Annotated in this window: 15 protein-coding genes; 7 read left to right on the top strand and 8 right to left on the bottom strand. The window is 62.6% G+C overall.

The annotated features are described in order from the left end of the window. The first annotated feature begins 3 nt into the window (after positions 1 to 3). Entirely contained in the window at positions 4 to 198 is a 195-nt protein-coding gene (locus H7E91_RS01840) for a hypothetical protein (protein ID WP_182353376.1), read from the top strand. Between the two features lie 48 nt (positions 199 to 246). On the opposite strand, the gene panB is transcribed toward H7E91_RS01840, so the two are convergent. Then, positions 247 to 1068 carry a 3-methyl-2-oxobutanoate hydroxymethyltransferase gene (gene panB / locus H7E91_RS01845; RefSeq protein ID WP_182353377.1) on the bottom strand — a complete coding sequence of 274 codons (822 nt, stop codon included), beginning with the start codon at positions 1066 to 1068 and terminating at the stop codon, positions 247 to 249. Between the two features lie 83 nt (positions 1069 to 1151). Here panB and glnA (H7E91_RS01850) point away from each other — a divergent pair, with 83 nt between their 5' ends. From glnA (H7E91_RS01850) to H7E91_RS01860, 3 genes are read left to right on the top strand one after another with little or no spacing between them, the layout of a single operon-like run. Continuing rightward, a complete protein-coding gene (glnA, locus tag H7E91_RS01850; protein ID WP_182353378.1) occupies positions 1152 to 2489 on the top strand; it encodes a type I glutamate--ammonia ligase in 1338 nt (445 codons plus the stop codon). Between the two features lies 1 nt (position 2490). Next, complete coding sequence (locus tag H7E91_RS01855; protein WP_182353379.1) at positions 2491 to 5433, top strand: bifunctional [glutamine synthetase] adenylyltransferase/[glutamine synthetase]-adenylyl-L-tyrosine phosphorylase; 2943 nt, start codon at positions 2491 to 2493, stop codon at positions 5431 to 5433. A gap of 40 nt (positions 5434 to 5473) precedes the next feature. Further along, positions 5474 to 6088: a histidine phosphatase family protein gene (locus H7E91_RS01860; protein ID WP_182353380.1), complete on the top strand. Its 615-nt coding sequence runs from the start codon at positions 5474 to 5476 to the stop codon at positions 6086 to 6088. A 3-nt stretch (positions 6089 to 6091) separates the two neighbouring features. Here the strand turns inward: H7E91_RS01860 and H7E91_RS01865 are convergent, their stop codons facing one another. Both H7E91_RS01865 and glnA (H7E91_RS01870) read right to left on the bottom strand, forming a co-directional pair. Continuing rightward, positions 6092 to 6466, bottom strand: a complete 375-nt coding sequence (locus H7E91_RS01865) for a hypothetical protein (protein WP_182353381.1) — start codon at positions 6464 to 6466, stop codon at positions 6092 to 6094. Positions 6467 to 6582: 116 nt separating this feature from the next. Then, positions 6583 to 8007, bottom strand: coding sequence for a type I glutamate--ammonia ligase (glnA, locus tag H7E91_RS01870; RefSeq protein WP_182353382.1), 1425 nt, complete (start codon positions 8005 to 8007; stop codon positions 6583 to 6585). Positions 8008 to 8137: 130 nt separating this feature from the next. Here glnA (H7E91_RS01870) and H7E91_RS01875 point away from each other — a divergent pair, with 130 nt between their 5' ends. Next, positions 8138 to 8488 carry an RDD family protein gene (locus tag H7E91_RS01875; RefSeq protein WP_182353383.1) on the top strand — a complete coding sequence of 117 codons (351 nt, stop codon included), beginning with the start codon at positions 8138 to 8140 and terminating at the stop codon, positions 8486 to 8488. A gap of 140 nt (positions 8489 to 8628) precedes the next feature. Here the strand turns inward: H7E91_RS01875 and H7E91_RS01880 are convergent, their stop codons facing one another. Genes H7E91_RS01880 through lpdA form a run of 4 tightly spaced genes read right to left on the bottom strand, consistent with a single transcriptional unit; the run spans position 8629 to position 13814 of the window. Then, complete coding sequence (locus tag H7E91_RS01880) at positions 8629 to 9327, bottom strand: DUF4191 domain-containing protein (protein WP_182353384.1); 699 nt, start codon at positions 9325 to 9327, stop codon at positions 8629 to 8631. A gap of 10 nt (positions 9328 to 9337) precedes the next feature. Beyond that, positions 9338 to 10528, bottom strand: a complete 1191-nt coding sequence (locus tag H7E91_RS01885) for an MFS transporter (RefSeq protein WP_182353385.1) — start codon at positions 10526 to 10528, stop codon at positions 9338 to 9340. Between the two features lie 56 nt (positions 10529 to 10584). Next, positions 10585 to 12414, bottom strand: a complete 1830-nt coding sequence (gene sucB, locus H7E91_RS01890; RefSeq protein WP_182353386.1) for a 2-oxoglutarate dehydrogenase, E2 component, dihydrolipoamide succinyltransferase — start codon at positions 12412 to 12414, stop codon at positions 10585 to 10587. A gap of 20 nt (positions 12415 to 12434) precedes the next feature. Then, entirely contained in the window at positions 12435 to 13814 is a 1380-nt protein-coding gene (gene lpdA, locus H7E91_RS01895) for a dihydrolipoyl dehydrogenase (RefSeq protein ID WP_182353387.1), read from the bottom strand. A 138-nt stretch (positions 13815 to 13952) separates the two neighbouring features. Between lpdA and H7E91_RS01900 the strand changes: the two genes are divergently transcribed. After that, on the top strand, positions 13953 to 14252 hold the full coding sequence (locus tag H7E91_RS01900; RefSeq protein WP_182353388.1) for an oxidoreductase: 300 nt from the start codon (positions 13953 to 13955) through the stop codon (positions 14250 to 14252). Positions 14253 to 14429: 177 nt separating this feature from the next. Here H7E91_RS01900 and H7E91_RS01905 read toward each other — a convergent pair whose 3' ends face one another. Beyond that, a complete protein-coding gene (locus tag H7E91_RS01905) occupies positions 14430 to 15911 on the bottom strand; it encodes a leucyl aminopeptidase (RefSeq protein ID WP_206680328.1) in 1482 nt (493 codons plus the stop codon). Between the two features lie 35 nt (positions 15912 to 15946). Between H7E91_RS01905 and H7E91_RS01910 the strand changes: the two genes are divergently transcribed. Continuing rightward, positions 15947 to 16384: a hypothetical protein gene (locus H7E91_RS01910; protein WP_182353390.1), complete on the top strand. Its 438-nt coding sequence runs from the start codon at positions 15947 to 15949 to the stop codon at positions 16382 to 16384. Positions 16385 to 16393 lie beyond the last annotated feature (9 nt).

The following is a 16393-nucleotide window of genomic DNA, read 5'->3' on the forward strand; positions in this document are numbered from 1 at the left end:
GCCATGGCCAATCGTGAGTACTGGTACAACACAAGAACCGGCGACGTCGAAAAGGGACGCCAATCCAGCTGGGCTGACCTCATGGGCCCTTACGCCACCGAGGAAGAGGCTCGCGATGCTCTGAAGATCGCGGCTGCAAGGAATAGGGCGTTCGACACTGCGCAGGAGGAGTGGGAGTCGGACTGGGACGACGAGTGAGTTGGTAGGACGCACCCAGCAGGCTTATGCCCGCTGGGTGCGTCGTTCTTAGAAGGAGTGTTCTCGGGTGGGGAAGTGCCGTGACTTGACGGCATCAACGTAGTCGGTTGCGGCGCCGCTGAGGGCTGTGCCCACGTCGGCGAAGACCTTGACGAAGGACGGCTGCCAGTCTGTCATCGCCACCATGTCGGTCCACACGAGCACCTGGCCGTCAGTGCCGGGGCCGGCACCGATACCGATCGTCGGAATGGTGAGGATTGACGTGATTCTCTCGGCGAGATCAGCGGGCACCATTTCAAGGACGACGGCTGACGCTCCCGCCTCCTGGACGGCGACAGCATCTTCGATGATGCGATCGCCGGCTTCGTCCCCACGGCCCTGCACACGGGGCCCGGACAGGGCGTTCTCCGCCTGCGGTGTGAAGCCGATATGGCCGATGATGGGAATGCCGTGTGTCGCGCACTGCCTGATCTGCGCCGCGCTACGGACGCCGCCCTCAAGCTTGACAGCGTGAGCACCGGCCCTGACGAGCTGTGCGGCTGAGGCGAAAGCCTGCTCCGGGCTCGACTCGTACGTTCCGAACGGAAGGTCTGCGACGACGAGCGCTCGCTCCGCACCCTTCGCGACCGATGTCGTTGCGCGGACCATGTCGGCGAGCTCAACGCCGAGTGTCGTGCGCTCACCAAACATCGTCGTCCCGATGGAATCACCGACGAGCAGCATGTCGACACCTGCCCGATCGAAAATTGAGGCGACGATGGCGTCATAGGCGGTCAGCATCGTCAGCGGCTCGCCGTGCGTTTTCGCTTCGTGAAGGTGGGCGATTCGGACCCGGCGCGGTCTGGTGGGCTTCTGTGCGCTTTCAGTCATGGAAGAAAGTCTAGCCGGAAAGAGATCAGCGGTGCCGCGTGCGGCGCGCAAGCTGGCAAGATGGACGTGACGAAGGGAGTCGAATGGACCGTCAGCAGGAGCACGTCCTCCAGACCATCCAGGAGAAGGATGTGCGCTACATCCGCCTGTGGTTCACAGACGTCATCGGAACACTAAAATCTGTCGCGATCGCGCCTGCCGAGCTCGAAGAGGCGTTCGATGAGGGCATCGGGTTCGATGGATCGTCTATCGAGGGTCTCGCCCGGGTCGTTGAGGCGGACATGCTCGCCTATCCGGATGCATCGACGTTCCAGATCCTGCCCGGGCAGTCGTCCGAGGGCCAGGTCGCTCGTCTGTTCTGCGACATTGCGACACGGGACGGCGAGCTCGCCCGGTCCGACCCCAGGTCTGTCCTGCGCAGGGCACTCGACAAGGCGAGCGACATGGGATTCACGTTCTACACCCACCCCGAGATCGAGTTCTATCTTTTCCACCCGAGTTCGGACCCCTATGAGGAGTTCAAGCCGATTGACCGCGCCGGCTACTTCGACCATTCGGCGCGCTCAGCCGGTCTCGACTTCCGCAGGGAGGCCGTGGCCGCACTCGAGGCGATGACAATCCCGGTTGAGTTCTCTCACCACGAGGCAGGCCCCGGCCAGAACGAGATCGACCTGCGGTTCACGGATGCTCTGACAATGGCGGACAGCATCATGGCCTTCCGCACCGTCATCCAGGAGCTCGCCATTTCGCAAGGTGCGTTCGCCTCCTTCATGCCCAAGCCGCTCATCGACCACCCCGGATCGGGAATGCACACCCACATGTCCCTCTTCGAGGGGGACCGCAACGTCTTTTACGACCCATCGGGGGAGTACTTTCTGTCGACGACGGCTCGCCAGTTCATGGCGGGCCTCCTCGAACACGCATCGTCGATCTCCGCCATCACGAACCAGCACGTCAACTCGTACAAGAGGCTGTGGGGCGGGGATGAGGCGCCTTCCTACATCTGCTGGGGCCACAACAACCGATCCGCCCTCGTCCGCGTTCCCGCGCTGCGCGCGGGCAAGCAGCGGGCCGCCCGCATCGAATATCGTGCGATCGATTCCGCAGCCAACCCCTACCTCGCCTTCGCGGTCCTTCTCAGAGCGGGACTTGACGGGATTGAGCGCGATCTCAAGCTTCCCGACGAGGCAATCGATGACGTCCTTGCGATGACACGCAACGAGCGCCGGGCCCTTGGCATAGGCTCGCTACCTGGCAATCTCGAACAGGCACTTGCCGCCATGCAGGAATCTGAACTCGTTGCACAAACGCTTGGCGAAGAAGCGTTTTCCTACTTCATTCGCAACAAGGAGAGCGAGTGGCACGGGTACCGGAACCAGGTGACGCCGTTCGAACGAGACCGGTTCCTTCCGGTGGTGTGACGTGAGGAGGGAGAGCCCCACGTCCGCGCTGCGCAGGCTCGGCTTCGTTGACCCGGCGCGTGCGCTACACCTCACCGAAGGGCTCGACGGCTGGGACGCTGTTATCGAGGCTCTCAGCAGGACTGCTGACCCGGACCAGGGCCTCCTCACCATGCTTCGGCTCGCAGATGCAGATTCGGGCGCTGTGGAGAAGATGCTGGCCGACCCGGACCTCCTCGCGGCCGTTGCTGCCGTAGCCGGGCTGTCGACGGCGCTGGGTGACATGCTTATCACCCACCCGCAGTGGATTGATGGCCTTGGCCAGGAGCCCGCGATCAACTCCTTCCACTCCTCACTCGCGGAAGGCGGGGAGACCGGCGAGTGGGACGCAGCAGTCGCCGACCTACGCTCCGACTACTACCGCCAGCTCCTCACCATCGCCGCCTGGGACCTGACGAGAGATCACCCGACTGAGCATTTCACGACGATATCGGCACTGCTCTCCGATCTGGTTGCCGCCACCCTCGAACGGGCACTCGAGCTGGGGCAGCGGCACACTCCGGGGTCCGACCGCGTCCGCATTGCCATCATCGCCATGGGTAAGACCGGCGCCCGAGAACTCAACTACATCTCCGACGTCGATGTCATCTATGTGGCCGAGCCCGCTGGGACGGACGAAGCGAACGCACTCGCCATCGCCACACGCGTCGTCACCGCCGCGTCCCGCGCGGTTTCAAGCCCGGGTCGTGAGCCTCCCCTCTGGCCGCTCGACGCGAACCTACGGCCAGAAGGCAAAGACGGCCCTCTCGTCCGGACCCTTGCCTCACACATTGCCTACTACGAGCGCTGGGCGAAAGACTGGGAGTTCCAAGCGCTCCTCAAAGCACGCCCCATTGCTGGCGACGACACGCTCGGAATCGACTACGCGAATGCGATTCAGCCCTTCGTCTGGTCAGCATCAGGTCGCGACCAGTTCGTTGAAACGACGCGGAAAATGAGGGCACGCGTCGAATCGACCATCGACACACGCGACGCCCAACGACAGATCAAGCTCGGTGCGGGAGGTCTTCGGGACGTTGAATTTACAGTCCAGCTCCTCCAGCTCGTCCACGGACGTGTCGACGACAGTCTGCGCGTCCGATCAACCCTTGAGGCGCTGACGGCGCTGCGGGACAACGGCTACGTCGCCCGGACCGACGCCGAAAGGCTCGATGCCGACTACCGTTTCCTTCGTACCCTCGAGCATCGGATCCAGCTTCAGAAGATGAGGAGAAGCCAGACTCTGCCCGATGATCCGGTTCAGCTGAGGCGGGTCGCCCGGGCGATGAAGGTTGAGGGCATCAGTAGCGGTGACGAGCTCGACGAGGCATGGCGGGCGGTGCGTGGTGAGGTCCGCCGACTCCACCGGTCGATCTACTATCGACCGCTCCTGCCCGAAGCGGCGAGATTATCCGACGATGACATCAGCCTCGACAGGGACGCCGCCGCAGACCGGCTAGCCGGCATCGGGTACCGGGACCCGATGCGGGCGGTCGGCCACATTGCGGCACTGACCGACGGGGTCTCGAGAACCGCGAAGATTCAGCGGCAACTCCTCCCTGTTCTCCTCGGCTGGTTTGCGGATGGCCCTGAGCCTGACTCCGGCCTCCTCCACTTCCGGATCCTGTCGGAAACGATGGGACGGACCCACTGGTACATGAAGCTGCTGCGCGACTCGGGCACCGCAGCACAGCGCCTCGCCCACGTCCTCTCGACCTCGCGCTATCTCGCTGAGGCGATTCCGAGACTTCCCGAATCGGTGCGCTGGCTCGAAAGTGCTGAGGAGCTTGTACCGCTCAGTATCGATTCCCTGCACGCTGAACTCGATTCCCTCATCTCCCGCCGGACAACGCCGGAGGGCATCGCTATGGCAGGCCGGTACCTGCGACGCCGTGTGCTCCTGCGTACGGGCCTCGCCCTCGCACTCGACGATCTCGACATTCGTACCGCCCACCTCTCCATCACGAATGCGGCTGAGATAGCCGTGCGTGCCGCGCTGCGGGGAGCAACGGACAAGGTCCTGGGTGAAATGGGCCTGGATGAAGCACCGTCGACTTACCTCATCGTCGGACTCGGCTCGTTCGGTGCGGGGGAGATGGGCTACGGCTCTGACTGCGATCTGCTTTTCGTCCACGAGCCCCTCATCGATGACGAGGAACTCGCTCAGGCTGCCGCGAAGAGGATAGCGGCGGCGGTCCTTGCGATGTTGTCCGATGGCACGGACGAGCCGCCGCTCAAGGCCGACGCAGACCTGCGTCCCGAGGGCAGGAACGGCCCACTCGCGCGGTCGCTCGATGCTTATCGTGAGTACTACACGAGGTGGATCGACACGTGGGAGAGGCAGTCTCTTCTCAAGGCTCGTCCTATCGCGGGTGACGAAGCGCTGGCGAATGCGTTCACACAACTCATCGATCCCGTGCGCTACGAGCGGGGTCTGACCGATGCCGAACATCGGGATGTGCGCCGCATGAAGGCTCGCGTCGAATCAGAGCGGGCGCCGCGAGGCACCTCCAAGACACGCCACATTAAGTTGGGTCCGGGCGGAATCGCCGACGTTGAATGGCTCGTCCAATACCGTCAGCTTGAGCATGCCGGCTCCTATCCGTCACTGCGGACAACATCGACGATCTCGGCTCTCGACGCCGCGGCCGACGAGGGTCTTATTGATTCTGGCGACGCGGCAACATTGTCGCAGGCATGGTACTATGCTCAGCAGCTACGCTCTGCGATCGTGCTGGGAACAGGCCGCACGGCTGGCCCCCGCATCGACACCGTCCCCTCCGATCCGACCGAGCTCGCCATCATCGCCTCCCTCCTCGCAGAGGACCAGTCGGCCCGCCACGAGGTCGAAGAGAAGTGGCTTCGCCTGTCGCGGCGTGCACGGGTCGTTGTTGAACAGGCGTTTTTCGGGGACCATAGAGGGTAGAGGCCGCCGCGGGCGTGCACGGATTGAGGAACTGAGGGATATGCGACTGTACATAGCCAGGCATGGGGAGACAACGGCGAATGTCTCCCGCGCGCTTGACACGGCGGCACCCGGAGCGGATTTGACCGACCGTGGGCATGAGCAGGCAAAGGGGCTCGCCAGTCGCCTCGCAAGCCACCACCTCGACGGCATCCTCGTGTCGAACCTCGTCCGTACCCATCAGACGGCCGCACCCACCGCGACGATGCGGAGCCTCGCGCCCCGCGTGGATCCGCGGATCGCGGAAGTGCAGGCGGGTGACTGGGAGATGTCGACCGACATGGACACTCTCATGGCCTACTTCAAGGTCGCGATGGGGTGGATGGCGGGGGACTACGACCTCCGCATCCCCGGCGGGGAGTCAGGCCACGACGTCGTCGAGCGGTTCAACGCGGCACTCGATGAATCTGAGGAAGAATCTCTCCTCGTTGTCTCACACGGCACGATCATCCAAGTGTGGGCAAACATCGCACTCGGCCACGAGGGTGGAAGGACTCTCGCCCACTTCCAGAACTGCGGCACCGGCATTCTCGAGCGAGTCGGCGGACGTTGGAACCTCATTGACTGGAACCATCGGCCCGACGTGTTGCCGGAGGCAAGTCGCTACGTCGACTGACTCCTAGAGCGCAATAAGAGCGATGACGATGAGGGCGACGCCGATGCCGAGCCCCATGAGGAGCACGCTTCGGAAATTACCGCGATGCTCCTGCTGGTCGCCGCGGTACGGGTTCTGCTGGTAGCGCCACGCTGCGTGGTTCGTGAACGGGTTCGTCTCGTTGTACGGAGTCGATTCCCGCGGCGGTTGCGGGTCCCGGTCGTCATAGTCTTTCCACGGACTCTCCATCGCCCCGTAGGGCCCCGTCGCGGTGCCGTCCGCAGGTGAGCCGATGTCGGGGCGCGGCTCTTCACGCTCATGAGAAGCGGGAAGCTCCCAATCGTCGCGCCTGTTGACGTAGTCGGACCAGTCGTTGGAATCCTCGGGATGCTTCTTCATGCACACCATCGTAGGCGAGGTTCTGCCGTCAGCCGCAGTGCCGGCAATGATCACCGCCTCAGAAAGAAACTTATCCACGCAGTTCCCAGACAGCAGAACGTTGTGGGAGGACTCGCTCAGATGTCGAAGTAGAGCTCGAACTCGTGCGGATGTGGCCGCTGCCGAAGCGGTTCGATCTCGTACTTGTACTTGTAGTCGATCCACGTGTCGATGAGGTCCTGAGTAAAGACGTCTCCCTCGAGAAGGAAATCGCTGTCCTCGCGGAGCGCCTCGAGCGCGCCCTCGAAAGAATAGGGCAATTTTTCAATCTCTGCGTGTTCCTCGGGCGGAAGCTCGTACAGGTCCTTGTCGATCGGATCTGCGGGTTCGATCCGGTTCTTGATCCCGTCGATGCCGGCCATGAGCATCGCCGCAAACGCAAGGTACGGATTTGATGACGGATCCGGCACGCGGTATTCGATCCGCTTCGTCTTCGGCGATGTGCCGGTAACGGGAATGCGAATGCAGGCGGAGCGGTTGCGTGCCGAATAGACGAGGTTGACGGGGGCCTCAAAGCCCGGCACGAGCCGGTGGAATGAATTGATCGACGGATTGGTGAAGGCAAGCAGGGCGGGAGCGTGCCTGAGAAGGCCACCGATATACCAGCGGGCGAGATCCGACAGGCCGCCGTAGCCTCTTTCGTCGGCGAACAGCGGCTCGCCGTTCTTCCACAGCGACTGGTGGCAGTGCATTCCCGAACCGTTGTCACCGAAGATCGGCTTTGGCATGAATGTGACGGTCTTACCCGCCTCCCACGCAACGTTCTTGATGATGTACTTGAACTTCATGAGATCGTCTGCCGCAGCAAGGAGGGTGTCGAACCGGTAGTTGATTTCCTGCTGACCTGCCGTGCCGACTTCGTGATGTGCACGCTCGACGGCGAGACCCGATTCGGCCATGACCCGGCACATGTCATCCCGCAGGTCCGCGAACTGATCGTTGGGGGAGACGGGGAAGTAGCCACCCTTCATACGAGTCTTGTATCCCCTGTTGCCGCCCTCTTCCACGCGGCCCGTGTTCCACCAGGCCTCGTTGGAGTTGATGTGGTAGTACGACTCGTGCTCGTTCGTCTTGTAACGAATGTCGTCAAAGATGTAGAACTCGGCCTCAGCGCCGACGTATACGGTGTCGGCGATCCCTGTCGAGCGGAGGAAGTTCTCGGCCTTGGCCGCGATGTTGCGCGGGTCGCGCGAGTAGGCCTCACCTGTGAAGGGGTCGACGATCGAGAAGTTGACGACGAGTGTTTTCGCTTTCCGGAACGGGTCGATGTAGGCCGTTGACACGTCCGGAATGAGCTTCATATCGGACTCATGGATCGCTTGGAAGCCGCGGATTGACGATCCGTCGAACATGAGACCCTCGCTGAAGACCTCCTCCGAGAACGTCTCTATCGGAATGTTGAAATGCTGCATGATTCCCGGCAGGTCGCAGAACCTCACATCGATGAACCGCACATCCTTTTCATTGGTGTAGGCAATGGCCTCGTCAGCATTCGCGAACATGTTCTCTCCTCCAGTGTGGATCCTCGCTTATCGTATAGCCCGTGGGCACCGCCGAGCGAGGTCTGTTCATGTGCGGCTCGTCAATGCCAGCCGACGATGACGGGGCGTGCCAGCCACTAGGATGAGGAACATGCCCGACTCACGTCCGCTCGCGCCTCTCGGGCGCAGGATCATTGCGCTCGTCATCGATTGGCTTCTGGCGGTGTCAATCTCCGCAGGTTTCTTCCGCTACGACGAGTTCGCCACCCTCGGCATCTTCGCCCTCATGTCCTTCCTCCTCATCGGAACAATTGGCGGCACCATTGGACACGTCATTGTCGGCATCGCCGTCCGTCGTGTTGACGGCGGAGCCCCGGGCCCACTCCGGGCGCTCGGACGCACGCTTCTTCTCTGTCTTGTCCTTCCCGCAGTCTTCACCGTCGCTGACGGCCGCGGCTTCCACGATGCGCTTGTTGGGACGACCATCACACGAGTCCGCTGAGACGAGCGCTCAGGCAGTGCGAAGGGCTCTCGTGTCGTACGGCCATTTCTTTCCCTCAGACGGAGCTGTCCCCGCCGGTGTGGCGGGGACAGCTCTCGTGGGGAAGGAGGAAGATTCCGGCTTACTGGCCAGATCCTGGCTCAACGCCCGCGGGCGGCCTTTCGGTCAGGCCTGACCTTGTAGGGATCAATGCCCTTGGGTACCGGAAGCGCGTTCGTCTTGATCGACTCGTAGCGCTTAGCGACGATGGAGACCTCGTTGTTGTTGAGCTTCTTCGGTAGCTTCTTCAGTTGCTTCGTGAGCTTGGCCAGACGGACCTGATCATCGTCCGTGCCAACATTTATGACGTGAACGGGAACATTGGGAGCGATGCGGTTGGCCTGCTTGCGCTCTTCCTCGACGAGTTTGCGAACGCGGTTGACGGGGCCCTCGGTGACGAGGACGACACCGGGTTTGCCGATGAGGCGGAACACCATGTCCTGGTGGCGAGCATTGAACCGGACAGGCTCCTCCTGGAATGTCCAGCCGCGACGGATTCTGCCGATGACGGCTGAAGCGGCTCCGGGAATCCCTTCCATCTGCCTGTATGACGCGCTCTCGATGAAGCGGGTGAGCGCCACCATCGCGAACATCGGGGCGAGCACGACGGCAGACACCGTCCAGAGGATCCAGTTGTCGAGAAGGAGGCCCGCGCCAATGAAGACAACGAGAGTTGCGACGAAGATGCCAAGAAGTATCCACGGCAATTTCGGATATGTCTTTGACGCAATCCTGTAGCCGTCGCCGACGAGCTGATACCACCTGCGCTTGCCCTGCGCGTCCTTTTTGTCCTTAGCCATGGTTCTCAGTCTAGCGTCCCCGGTAGCGCACAGCCGCCATGAGTCCGACGAGACCCATGATGAGACCCGACGCGGACGCGACGTAGAAGCCGTACGCAAGATCAAGCTTGAGAAGCTGGCCTGCAGAGGCCGCGCCGATCGCGACACCGCCGACGTTTGTTGCACCAAGCAGGGTCATCGCCACCCCGTCGCCCCCCTTCGGCGCCAACTGAGACGCGAGGGTGAACATCGCCACAGAGGCCGGTCCGATCGCAAGACCGAAGACAAAGAGGAGCCCCGCGAGCTGCCACGGAGTCTGGGCGAGCGGTGCCAGAGGGATGAGAAGTGCGAGAGCGACACCGGAGATGAAAATGCGGGTCGCCTGAGAAATCCGCTCGGGAATGGCGACGGCGCTCAGGGCGGTGATAGCGGCTCCCGCTCCCATGGCCGAGTAGATGAGCCCCGCGTAGCTCGCCGAACCGAAGCTTTCCGCGGCTGCGGTTGTCGACGTCTGCATCGACCCGAAGTAGGAGCCGAGGAACATCATGGATATGACTGCCGCCCACACGAGAATGAATGTCCGACCGAGCGATGGCGCCTTTGCGCCACTGTCGCCGTGCTCGACTGCTGGGACCGAGCGGTGCAATCCGAGGGCGGTGATGCAGGTGGCGGCGATGATGGCTGAGACGATGAGGGGTGCCTCGGGAGCGATGGAGGAGGCGAGGACGCCAACGATCGCTGGACCGAGGACGAAATTCATTTCATCGGCAACTGTCTCGTACGACATCGCGGTCGACAATGCCTTCGGCGTTCTAGCAACCGAATACCAGCGGACTCTCATGAGAGCGCCGACAGGCACTGTTGTCATACCGACGAGGGCACACATGACGAGAACCGCCCAGAACGGGGCGCTCGTCGCGTTGACGATGACGAGACCAGTGAGCAGGGCAGCGTTCGTTGGGCCGAGGACGATGAAGGGCAGACGCTGCCCAATCTTGTCCGTCCATTGCCCGATAAGAGGCTGTCCAATACCTGTCGCAATCGCGAGGACGGCCGAGCTGATCGATGCTGCGGCGATTCCGTGATAGTGGGTAACGAGAGTGAGGACGCCGATAATGATCATCGACGTCGGTAGCCTGCCAACGAAGGCGAGAGGCAGGAAAAGGGGCCCCCAGAGGCGGGGGAGATCTCGATAGTTCGTGAAAGAAGAAAGAACGTTCATAACAGTTTGTGGGGGGCCTGCGTTCGCAGACCCCCCACCCTACTACGATGTGAGACTCATAGCCCGATCTCAGCTGCGAAGTCGCCCTCTTCGAGGCGAGCCTTCACGGCGGAGAGGTACCGGCCCGCGTCCGCACCGTCGATGAGGCGGTGGTCGTACGAGAGAGCCAGGTAGACGAAGCTACGAATGCCGATCGACTCGTTGCCGAATTCGTCCGTGACGACGGCCGGTCGCTTGTAGATCGTGCCGACACCGAGGATTGCGGACTCGGGGGCGTTAATGATCGGTGTGTCGAACAGAGCCCCGGCGGACCCGGTGTTCGTGATCGTGAACGTGCCGCCGGACAGCTCGTCGGGCGAGACATTACCCGAGCGGGTGCGGGAGGCGAGATCGACGACGGCCTTCGAGATTCCGGCGATGTTGAGATCCCCGGCATTCTTGATGACCGGGACCATGAGGCCCCGCTCTGTGTCGACTGCAATGCCGACGTTCTCTCGGTCGAAGTATTCGACCGACTTCTCGTCGACGATGCGGGCGTTGATCTTCGGATGTGCCTTGAGAGCCTCCGTTGCCGCCTTGATGAAGAAGGGCAGGTACGTGAGCTTGACACCCTCCGCAGCCTGGAAACGGTCCTTCGCCGCGCCACGAATCACGACGATCTTCGTCACGTCAGCTTCAATGACAGTCGTGAGCTGAGCCGAGCCGTGGAGCGAGTCCATCATGCGCTGGGCGATGACCTGGCGCAGGCGGGACATCTTCTCAGTGGTTCCGCGTAGCGGCGACGGCTCAACGCTCTTCGCGACCGGCGCAGCGGGAGCGGACTTCGGGGCAGCGGCCTTCGAGGAAGCGGCCTCAGCAGCCTTCCTCTCGGCTTCTTCCGCGGCCTTCTTCGCGGCTTCGGCTGCTGCCTCGACATCCTGGCGCCGGATGCGACCGCCGACTCCGGTTCCCTTGACCGAGTCGAGATCAATATCGAGTTCGCGTGCGAGCTTGCGGACGATCGGCGTGACGTACGCGCCCGATGCGGAATCCGCTGCAGAAACTGCTGGCTCCTCGGCCTTAGCCTGGGACGGAGCAGCGTCCTTTGGTGCTTCTGTCTGCGGCTCAGCCGTGTCGTCGGGCTGGTCGTCGCCGAGCTCCTCCTCTTCAGCGGGAGCTGCTCGCGTGGCCAGCTGTTCGCCAGAAGGCGCCTCACGCGTTGCCTTGTCGTCACCGGCGGGCTCTTCGTGCTTCTCAGCCGACTTGGGTGCCCCGGATCCGATGATGGCGAGAGGCGCGCCGACCTCGACGGTCTCGTCCTCGCCGACGAGGATCTCAAGCAGGGTTCCGGCGACGGGTGACGGCACCTCCGTGTCAACCTTGTCGGTTGAGACTTCGAGTAGCGGCTCGTCGACTTCGACGGTGTCGCCGACCTCCTTGAGCCACTGCGTGACGGTGCCCTCGGTGACGGACTCACCGAGAGCCGGCATGGGGACCTTCTCACCCTCGGATGAGCCGGAATCAGCAGGAGCTTCGTCAACGGGTGCTTCCTCCGCCGGCGCCTCCTCAGCGGGAGCATCGTCGGTGGCGGGTGCCTCGTCAGCGGGCTCCTCGGCGGGAGCCTCATCCTCGGCCGCCTCAGGCTCGCCCGAGTCGTCGCCAGAGCCCGAGCCGTCACCGATGTAGGCGAGGATGGCGCCGACGTCCACCGTCTCGTCTTCTCCGACTACGATCTTCTCGAGCACTCCCGCGATAGGGGAGGGAACCTCGGTGTCGACCTTGTCGGTCGACACTTCGAGTAACGGCTCGTCAACCTCGACCGTATCGCCCACTTCTTTGAGCCACTGGGTGACAGTGCCGTCTGTGACGGACTCGCCGAGTGCCGGCATCTTGATTGCTTCAGACATGTTCTGGTCTCCTTGAGCGCTTAGTTGTGGGTGTGTAGCGGCTTGCCGGCGAGCGCGAGGACAGCTTCGCCAACGGCCTCATTCTGAGTGGGGTGGGCATGGATGAGGCCTTCGAAGTCTTCGGGGAATGCTTCCCAAGCAACCATGAGCTGTCCCTCGCCGATCTGCTCGCCCATGCGGGCGCCGACCGCGTGGAAGCCCACGATCGGACCGTCCTTCACGCGCACGAGTTTGACGAAGCCGGCGGTGCCAAGCATCTGCGACTTTCCGTTACCTGCGAGGTTAAACTCGACCGTCTCGATGTTGTCCTTGCCGTACGCCACCTCGGCCGTGTCCTGATTGAGGCCGACGGAGGACACTTCCGGGTTCGTGTACGTCACACGCGGGATCAGATGCTCCTCGATGACCTTCGGCTCGAGGCCAGCGATCTCTTCGGCGACGAAGATTCCATGGAGGAAGCCGCGGTGGGCGAGCTGCAGGCCGGGAACGATGTCGCCGACTGCGTAAATGTTGCCGACACCCGTGTGAAGGCGCTCATTCGGTGTGACGAAGCCGCGCTCCATGGGGATGCCCTGCTCCTCATAACCGAGGTTTGCCGTCGCAGGGCCGCGGCCCACCGACACAAGCAAGTACGACGCTTCAAAGGTTCTGCCGTCCTGGGTGTAAACCTTGACGCCCTTGTCGTTCTGCTCGACACGGTCGAACATCGTCTTCGTCTTGAACGCGATCTTGCGCTTGCGGAAGGCGCGCTCGAGGGCCTTCGAGATGGCGGGATCTTCGTTCGGAACGAGGTTCGGCAAACCCTCGAGGATTGTCACCTCAGCGCCGAGCGAGCGCCATGCAGACGCCATCTCGGAGCCGATCACGCCGCCGCCAAGGACGATGGCGGATTCGGGAACCTCGTCCAGCTGGAGGGCTTGGTCAGACGTAATGACCCGGCCTTCGATAGCCAAGCCAGGGAGGGACCTCGAATAGGAGCCGGTGGCAAGGATGATGTTCTTTCCCTTGAGGACGCGATCGCCAACCTGGACGGTGTCCTTGCCGGTCAGGCGACCCCAACCCTCGACGGTTTCGACATTGCGGGACGCAACGAGGCCGGTAAGGCCCTTGTACATGCGGGAAACGACGCGGTCCTTGTACGCGTTGAGGGCGGTCATATCAATGCCCTCGAGGGTGGCATTGACGCCGAGGTTCGGGCCGTCACGGACCTCGTCCGCGACATCTGCCGCATGCAGTAGTGCCTTGGTCGGGATGCAGCCGCGGTGCAGGCATGTTCCGCCCACCTTGTCTCCCTCGACAAGTGCCACCTTCATGCCAAGCTGTCCGGCGCGGAGGGCGGCGGCGTAGCCGCCGGACCCCGCCCCAAGGATGACGATGTCGTATTCCTGCGTGTCAGCCACGTAGATCTCCCTCGAAGTCAATAGCGGAGCGGCCAAACGGCCGCGTTACTCACCAGTCATTGTTCCACTTTCTAGGCCGAACGTCATGGCTGTTACTAGATGTTCGTCTCACTGCTGAAGTGCACGTACAATCCCCTCATGGGAATTTTCTCTCGGCTGAGCGGCAGTGCGTCCAGTGACCGGCGAAAGGCGACGATGGACCACTTTAAACGCTTCGTCGAGACCCGGAAGGGTGTCGAGGCGTATTTGGAACCAGCGGGCGCTCGGGACCCCATGGCGCTCATTCTCGTCGCTCGCGATGGCGAATGGACCCGTAGAAAGGTGCCGAACGCTCGAGAGGCCGCGAATCTCGCCACCGAGCTTGGACTGCCGTTCTACGAGATCATCCGCACCGGATACCCCCAGCGCATGAGGGAATGGTCCGCGAAGAATAAATGATGCGCCACTCAGCCTTCAGTGGCAGAGTGTACGTCCGCGGACTGCGGCCATCTAGCCACTGAGCGGCTTCATTTCGTGACCTGATGCAGTGCAGTGCGGCAAACGAAACGGGCGGGATCGGGGCCTCTTCTTTACCCTTCTCCCGCCCGCCGCGTGACAAACGCAACAGGACGTCGGTTACTCCGCGTCGGCCGTGTGAGTCGCCGCCCATGCGAGCAGCGTCTGAACGGCGTGGCCGGTGCCGCCCTTCGGTGTCGAACCGAATGGTCCTTCCTCGTTGAACGAAGGACCGGCGAGGTCGATGTGTGCCCACGGGGTTGAGCCAACGTATTCGGCAAGGAACACGCCAGCAGTCAGCATTCCGCCGCTACGGCCGCCGGAGTTCTTCGTATCCGCAATCTCTGACTTGAGCGACTTCTTGAGGTGATCCGGTAGCGGCATCGGCCACATATCTTCGCCTGCCTCGTCGGCAGCCTCAATGATCTCGTTGCGTACTCTATCGGTGCCCATGACACCGGAGATCCGGTCTCCGAGTGCGATGATCTGCGCGCCGGTAAGTGTCGCAATGTCGACGACGGCGTCCGGGTTCTCTTCGACAGCTTTCGCGAGACCATCGCCGAGCACGAGACGGCCCTCGGCGTCGGTGTTATTAACCTCGACTGTGCGACCGTTGTACATCGTGATGACATCACCGGGGCGAGTCGCCGTGCCGGATGGCATGTTCTCGGCGAGGCAGAGCCAGCCGACGAGGTTGACCTTGAGCGACAGGCGCGAAGCGGCAACGACGGTCTCGAGCACCGTCGCAGCGCCGGTCATGTCCGTCTTCATGGTCTCCATCGACTTCGCCGGTTTGAGCGAGAGGCCGCCCGAATCGAAGGTAATGCCCTTTCCGACGAGCGCAAGCTTCTTCTGCGCGCCGCGTGGCTTGTATTCGATGCGAACGAGACGAGGCGGGTTCGCCGAGCCGCGGCCGACGCCGAGGATGCCGCCAAAGCCTTCCCTCTCGAGATCGCCCTCATCCCACAGGGTGACCGAGACGTTCTTTTCAGAGGCGCTATAGGCCGCCGCGCGGTGGGCGAAGTTCACCGGAGTGAGATCGGCAGCTGTCGTATTGACGAGGTCGCGGACCGCACACACAGCATCTGCCACGACGGCTGCTTCGGTCGCAAGGGCTACGAGCTCATTCTTCTTCAGGTTGCCGGACGAGACGACGGTGATGGTCTCAGCCGGGGCCGGCATGACCTTGTACTCCTCAAACGTATAGGCGCCGAGCAAGCCGCCCAGTCCCGCCTGATAGACAGAATCTGGATCGCCGAACGGCGAGGCGAGAGCGATGGTCGCCGCGCCGTTAAGACCGCGCACGGCCGCGGCGAAGGTCTCGCGAAGGTCGCTCGCCTCGACACGATCGGAGGGCTTGCCGATGCCGGCGAAGGCGATCGTCGTGGCGACGAAACCCGAAGGCGCGGGAATCCGGGCGAGAGAGCCAGCTGCGCCAGAGAATCCGATCGTAGGAAGGAGCTTATCGAGGGAGCGGAGGGTCTTCGATGAGAGTGAGTCAGCAAAAACATGGACTCCGTCATCACCGGTCGAGACGGGCAGGACGAGAACGTCGGCATTAGTCTTGTCGGGGGCTTGTTGAATAAGGTTCAGTTCAGACACGACTATCATCATAGCCGGAGGAGAAGGAGGTCGCCGTGGATCAAGGGCCACAGTCAGGCGGACTGCATGACAGTCGACGCTCGGCTCTCGGCTGGGCGCGGGTCCTTCTCCTCTTGATCATTGCACTGGCTGTCGTCTTCACCTGGCTCGCGATCGTCGGCGCGACGGGAGCTTTCCTTGACTCACTTCCTGGTACCGCTGTTCTTACTCTCACCGCCGCCGTTGTGTGGGCGCTCATGGCCGCCGGGATCGTCCACAACGGGCGCCGCATGCGGCGAATCGCTGGAATAGCGGCCGCGATTAATGTCGTCATGCCAATCGTCGGCCTATGGGTGGCAATGCCGCTCGACCAGTGGAGCCCATGGCGGTCCGGCGGAGTCGCCTACTGGTATATCCCGACAATCGTCGCCGCTGTCACGCTCTGGTGGCTCTTTCACTCCTCACCCGCACGGCTCGCTCAGCAGAACGGCTAGCCCGGTAGA

Source organism: Flaviflexus huanghaiensis, assembly GCF_014118685.1.
Lineage (GTDB): Bacteria > Actinomycetota > Actinomycetes > Actinomycetales > Actinomycetaceae > Flaviflexus > Flaviflexus huanghaiensis.

Excerpts from the sequence above, each read along its gene's own strand:
- H7E91_RS01840 (WP_182353376.1), top strand. The coding sequence starts at position 4 with ATGGCCAATCGTGAGTACTGGTACAACACAAGAACCGGCGACGTCGAA.
- panB (WP_182353377.1), bottom strand. The coding sequence starts at position 1,068 with ATGACTGAAAGCGCACAGAAGCCCACCAGACCGCGCCGGGTCCGAATC.
- glnA (WP_182353378.1), top strand. The coding sequence starts at position 1,152 with ATGGACCGTCAGCAGGAGCACGTCCTCCAGACCATCCAGGAGAAGGAT.
- H7E91_RS01860 (WP_182353380.1), top strand. The coding sequence starts at position 5,474 with ATGCGACTGTACATAGCCAGGCATGGGGAGACAACGGCGAATGTCTCC.
- H7E91_RS01865 (WP_182353381.1), bottom strand. The coding sequence starts at position 6,466 with ATGAAGAAGCATCCCGAGGATTCCAACGACTGGTCCGACTACGTCAAC.
- glnA (WP_182353382.1), bottom strand. The coding sequence starts at position 8,007 with ATGTTCGCGAATGCTGACGAGGCCATTGCCTACACCAATGAAAAGGAT.
- H7E91_RS01875 (WP_182353383.1), top strand. The coding sequence starts at position 8,138 with ATGCCCGACTCACGTCCGCTCGCGCCTCTCGGGCGCAGGATCATTGCG.
- H7E91_RS01880 (WP_182353384.1), bottom strand. The coding sequence starts at position 9,327 with ATGGCTAAGGACAAAAAGGACGCGCAGGGCAAGCGCAGGTGGTATCAG.
- H7E91_RS01885 (WP_182353385.1), bottom strand. The coding sequence starts at position 10,528 with ATGAACGTTCTTTCTTCTTTCACGAACTATCGAGATCTCCCCCGCCTC.
- sucB (WP_182353386.1), bottom strand. The coding sequence starts at position 12,414 with ATGTCTGAAGCAATCAAGATGCCGGCACTCGGCGAGTCCGTCACAGAC.
- H7E91_RS01900 (WP_182353388.1), top strand. The coding sequence starts at position 13,953 with ATGGGAATTTTCTCTCGGCTGAGCGGCAGTGCGTCCAGTGACCGGCGA.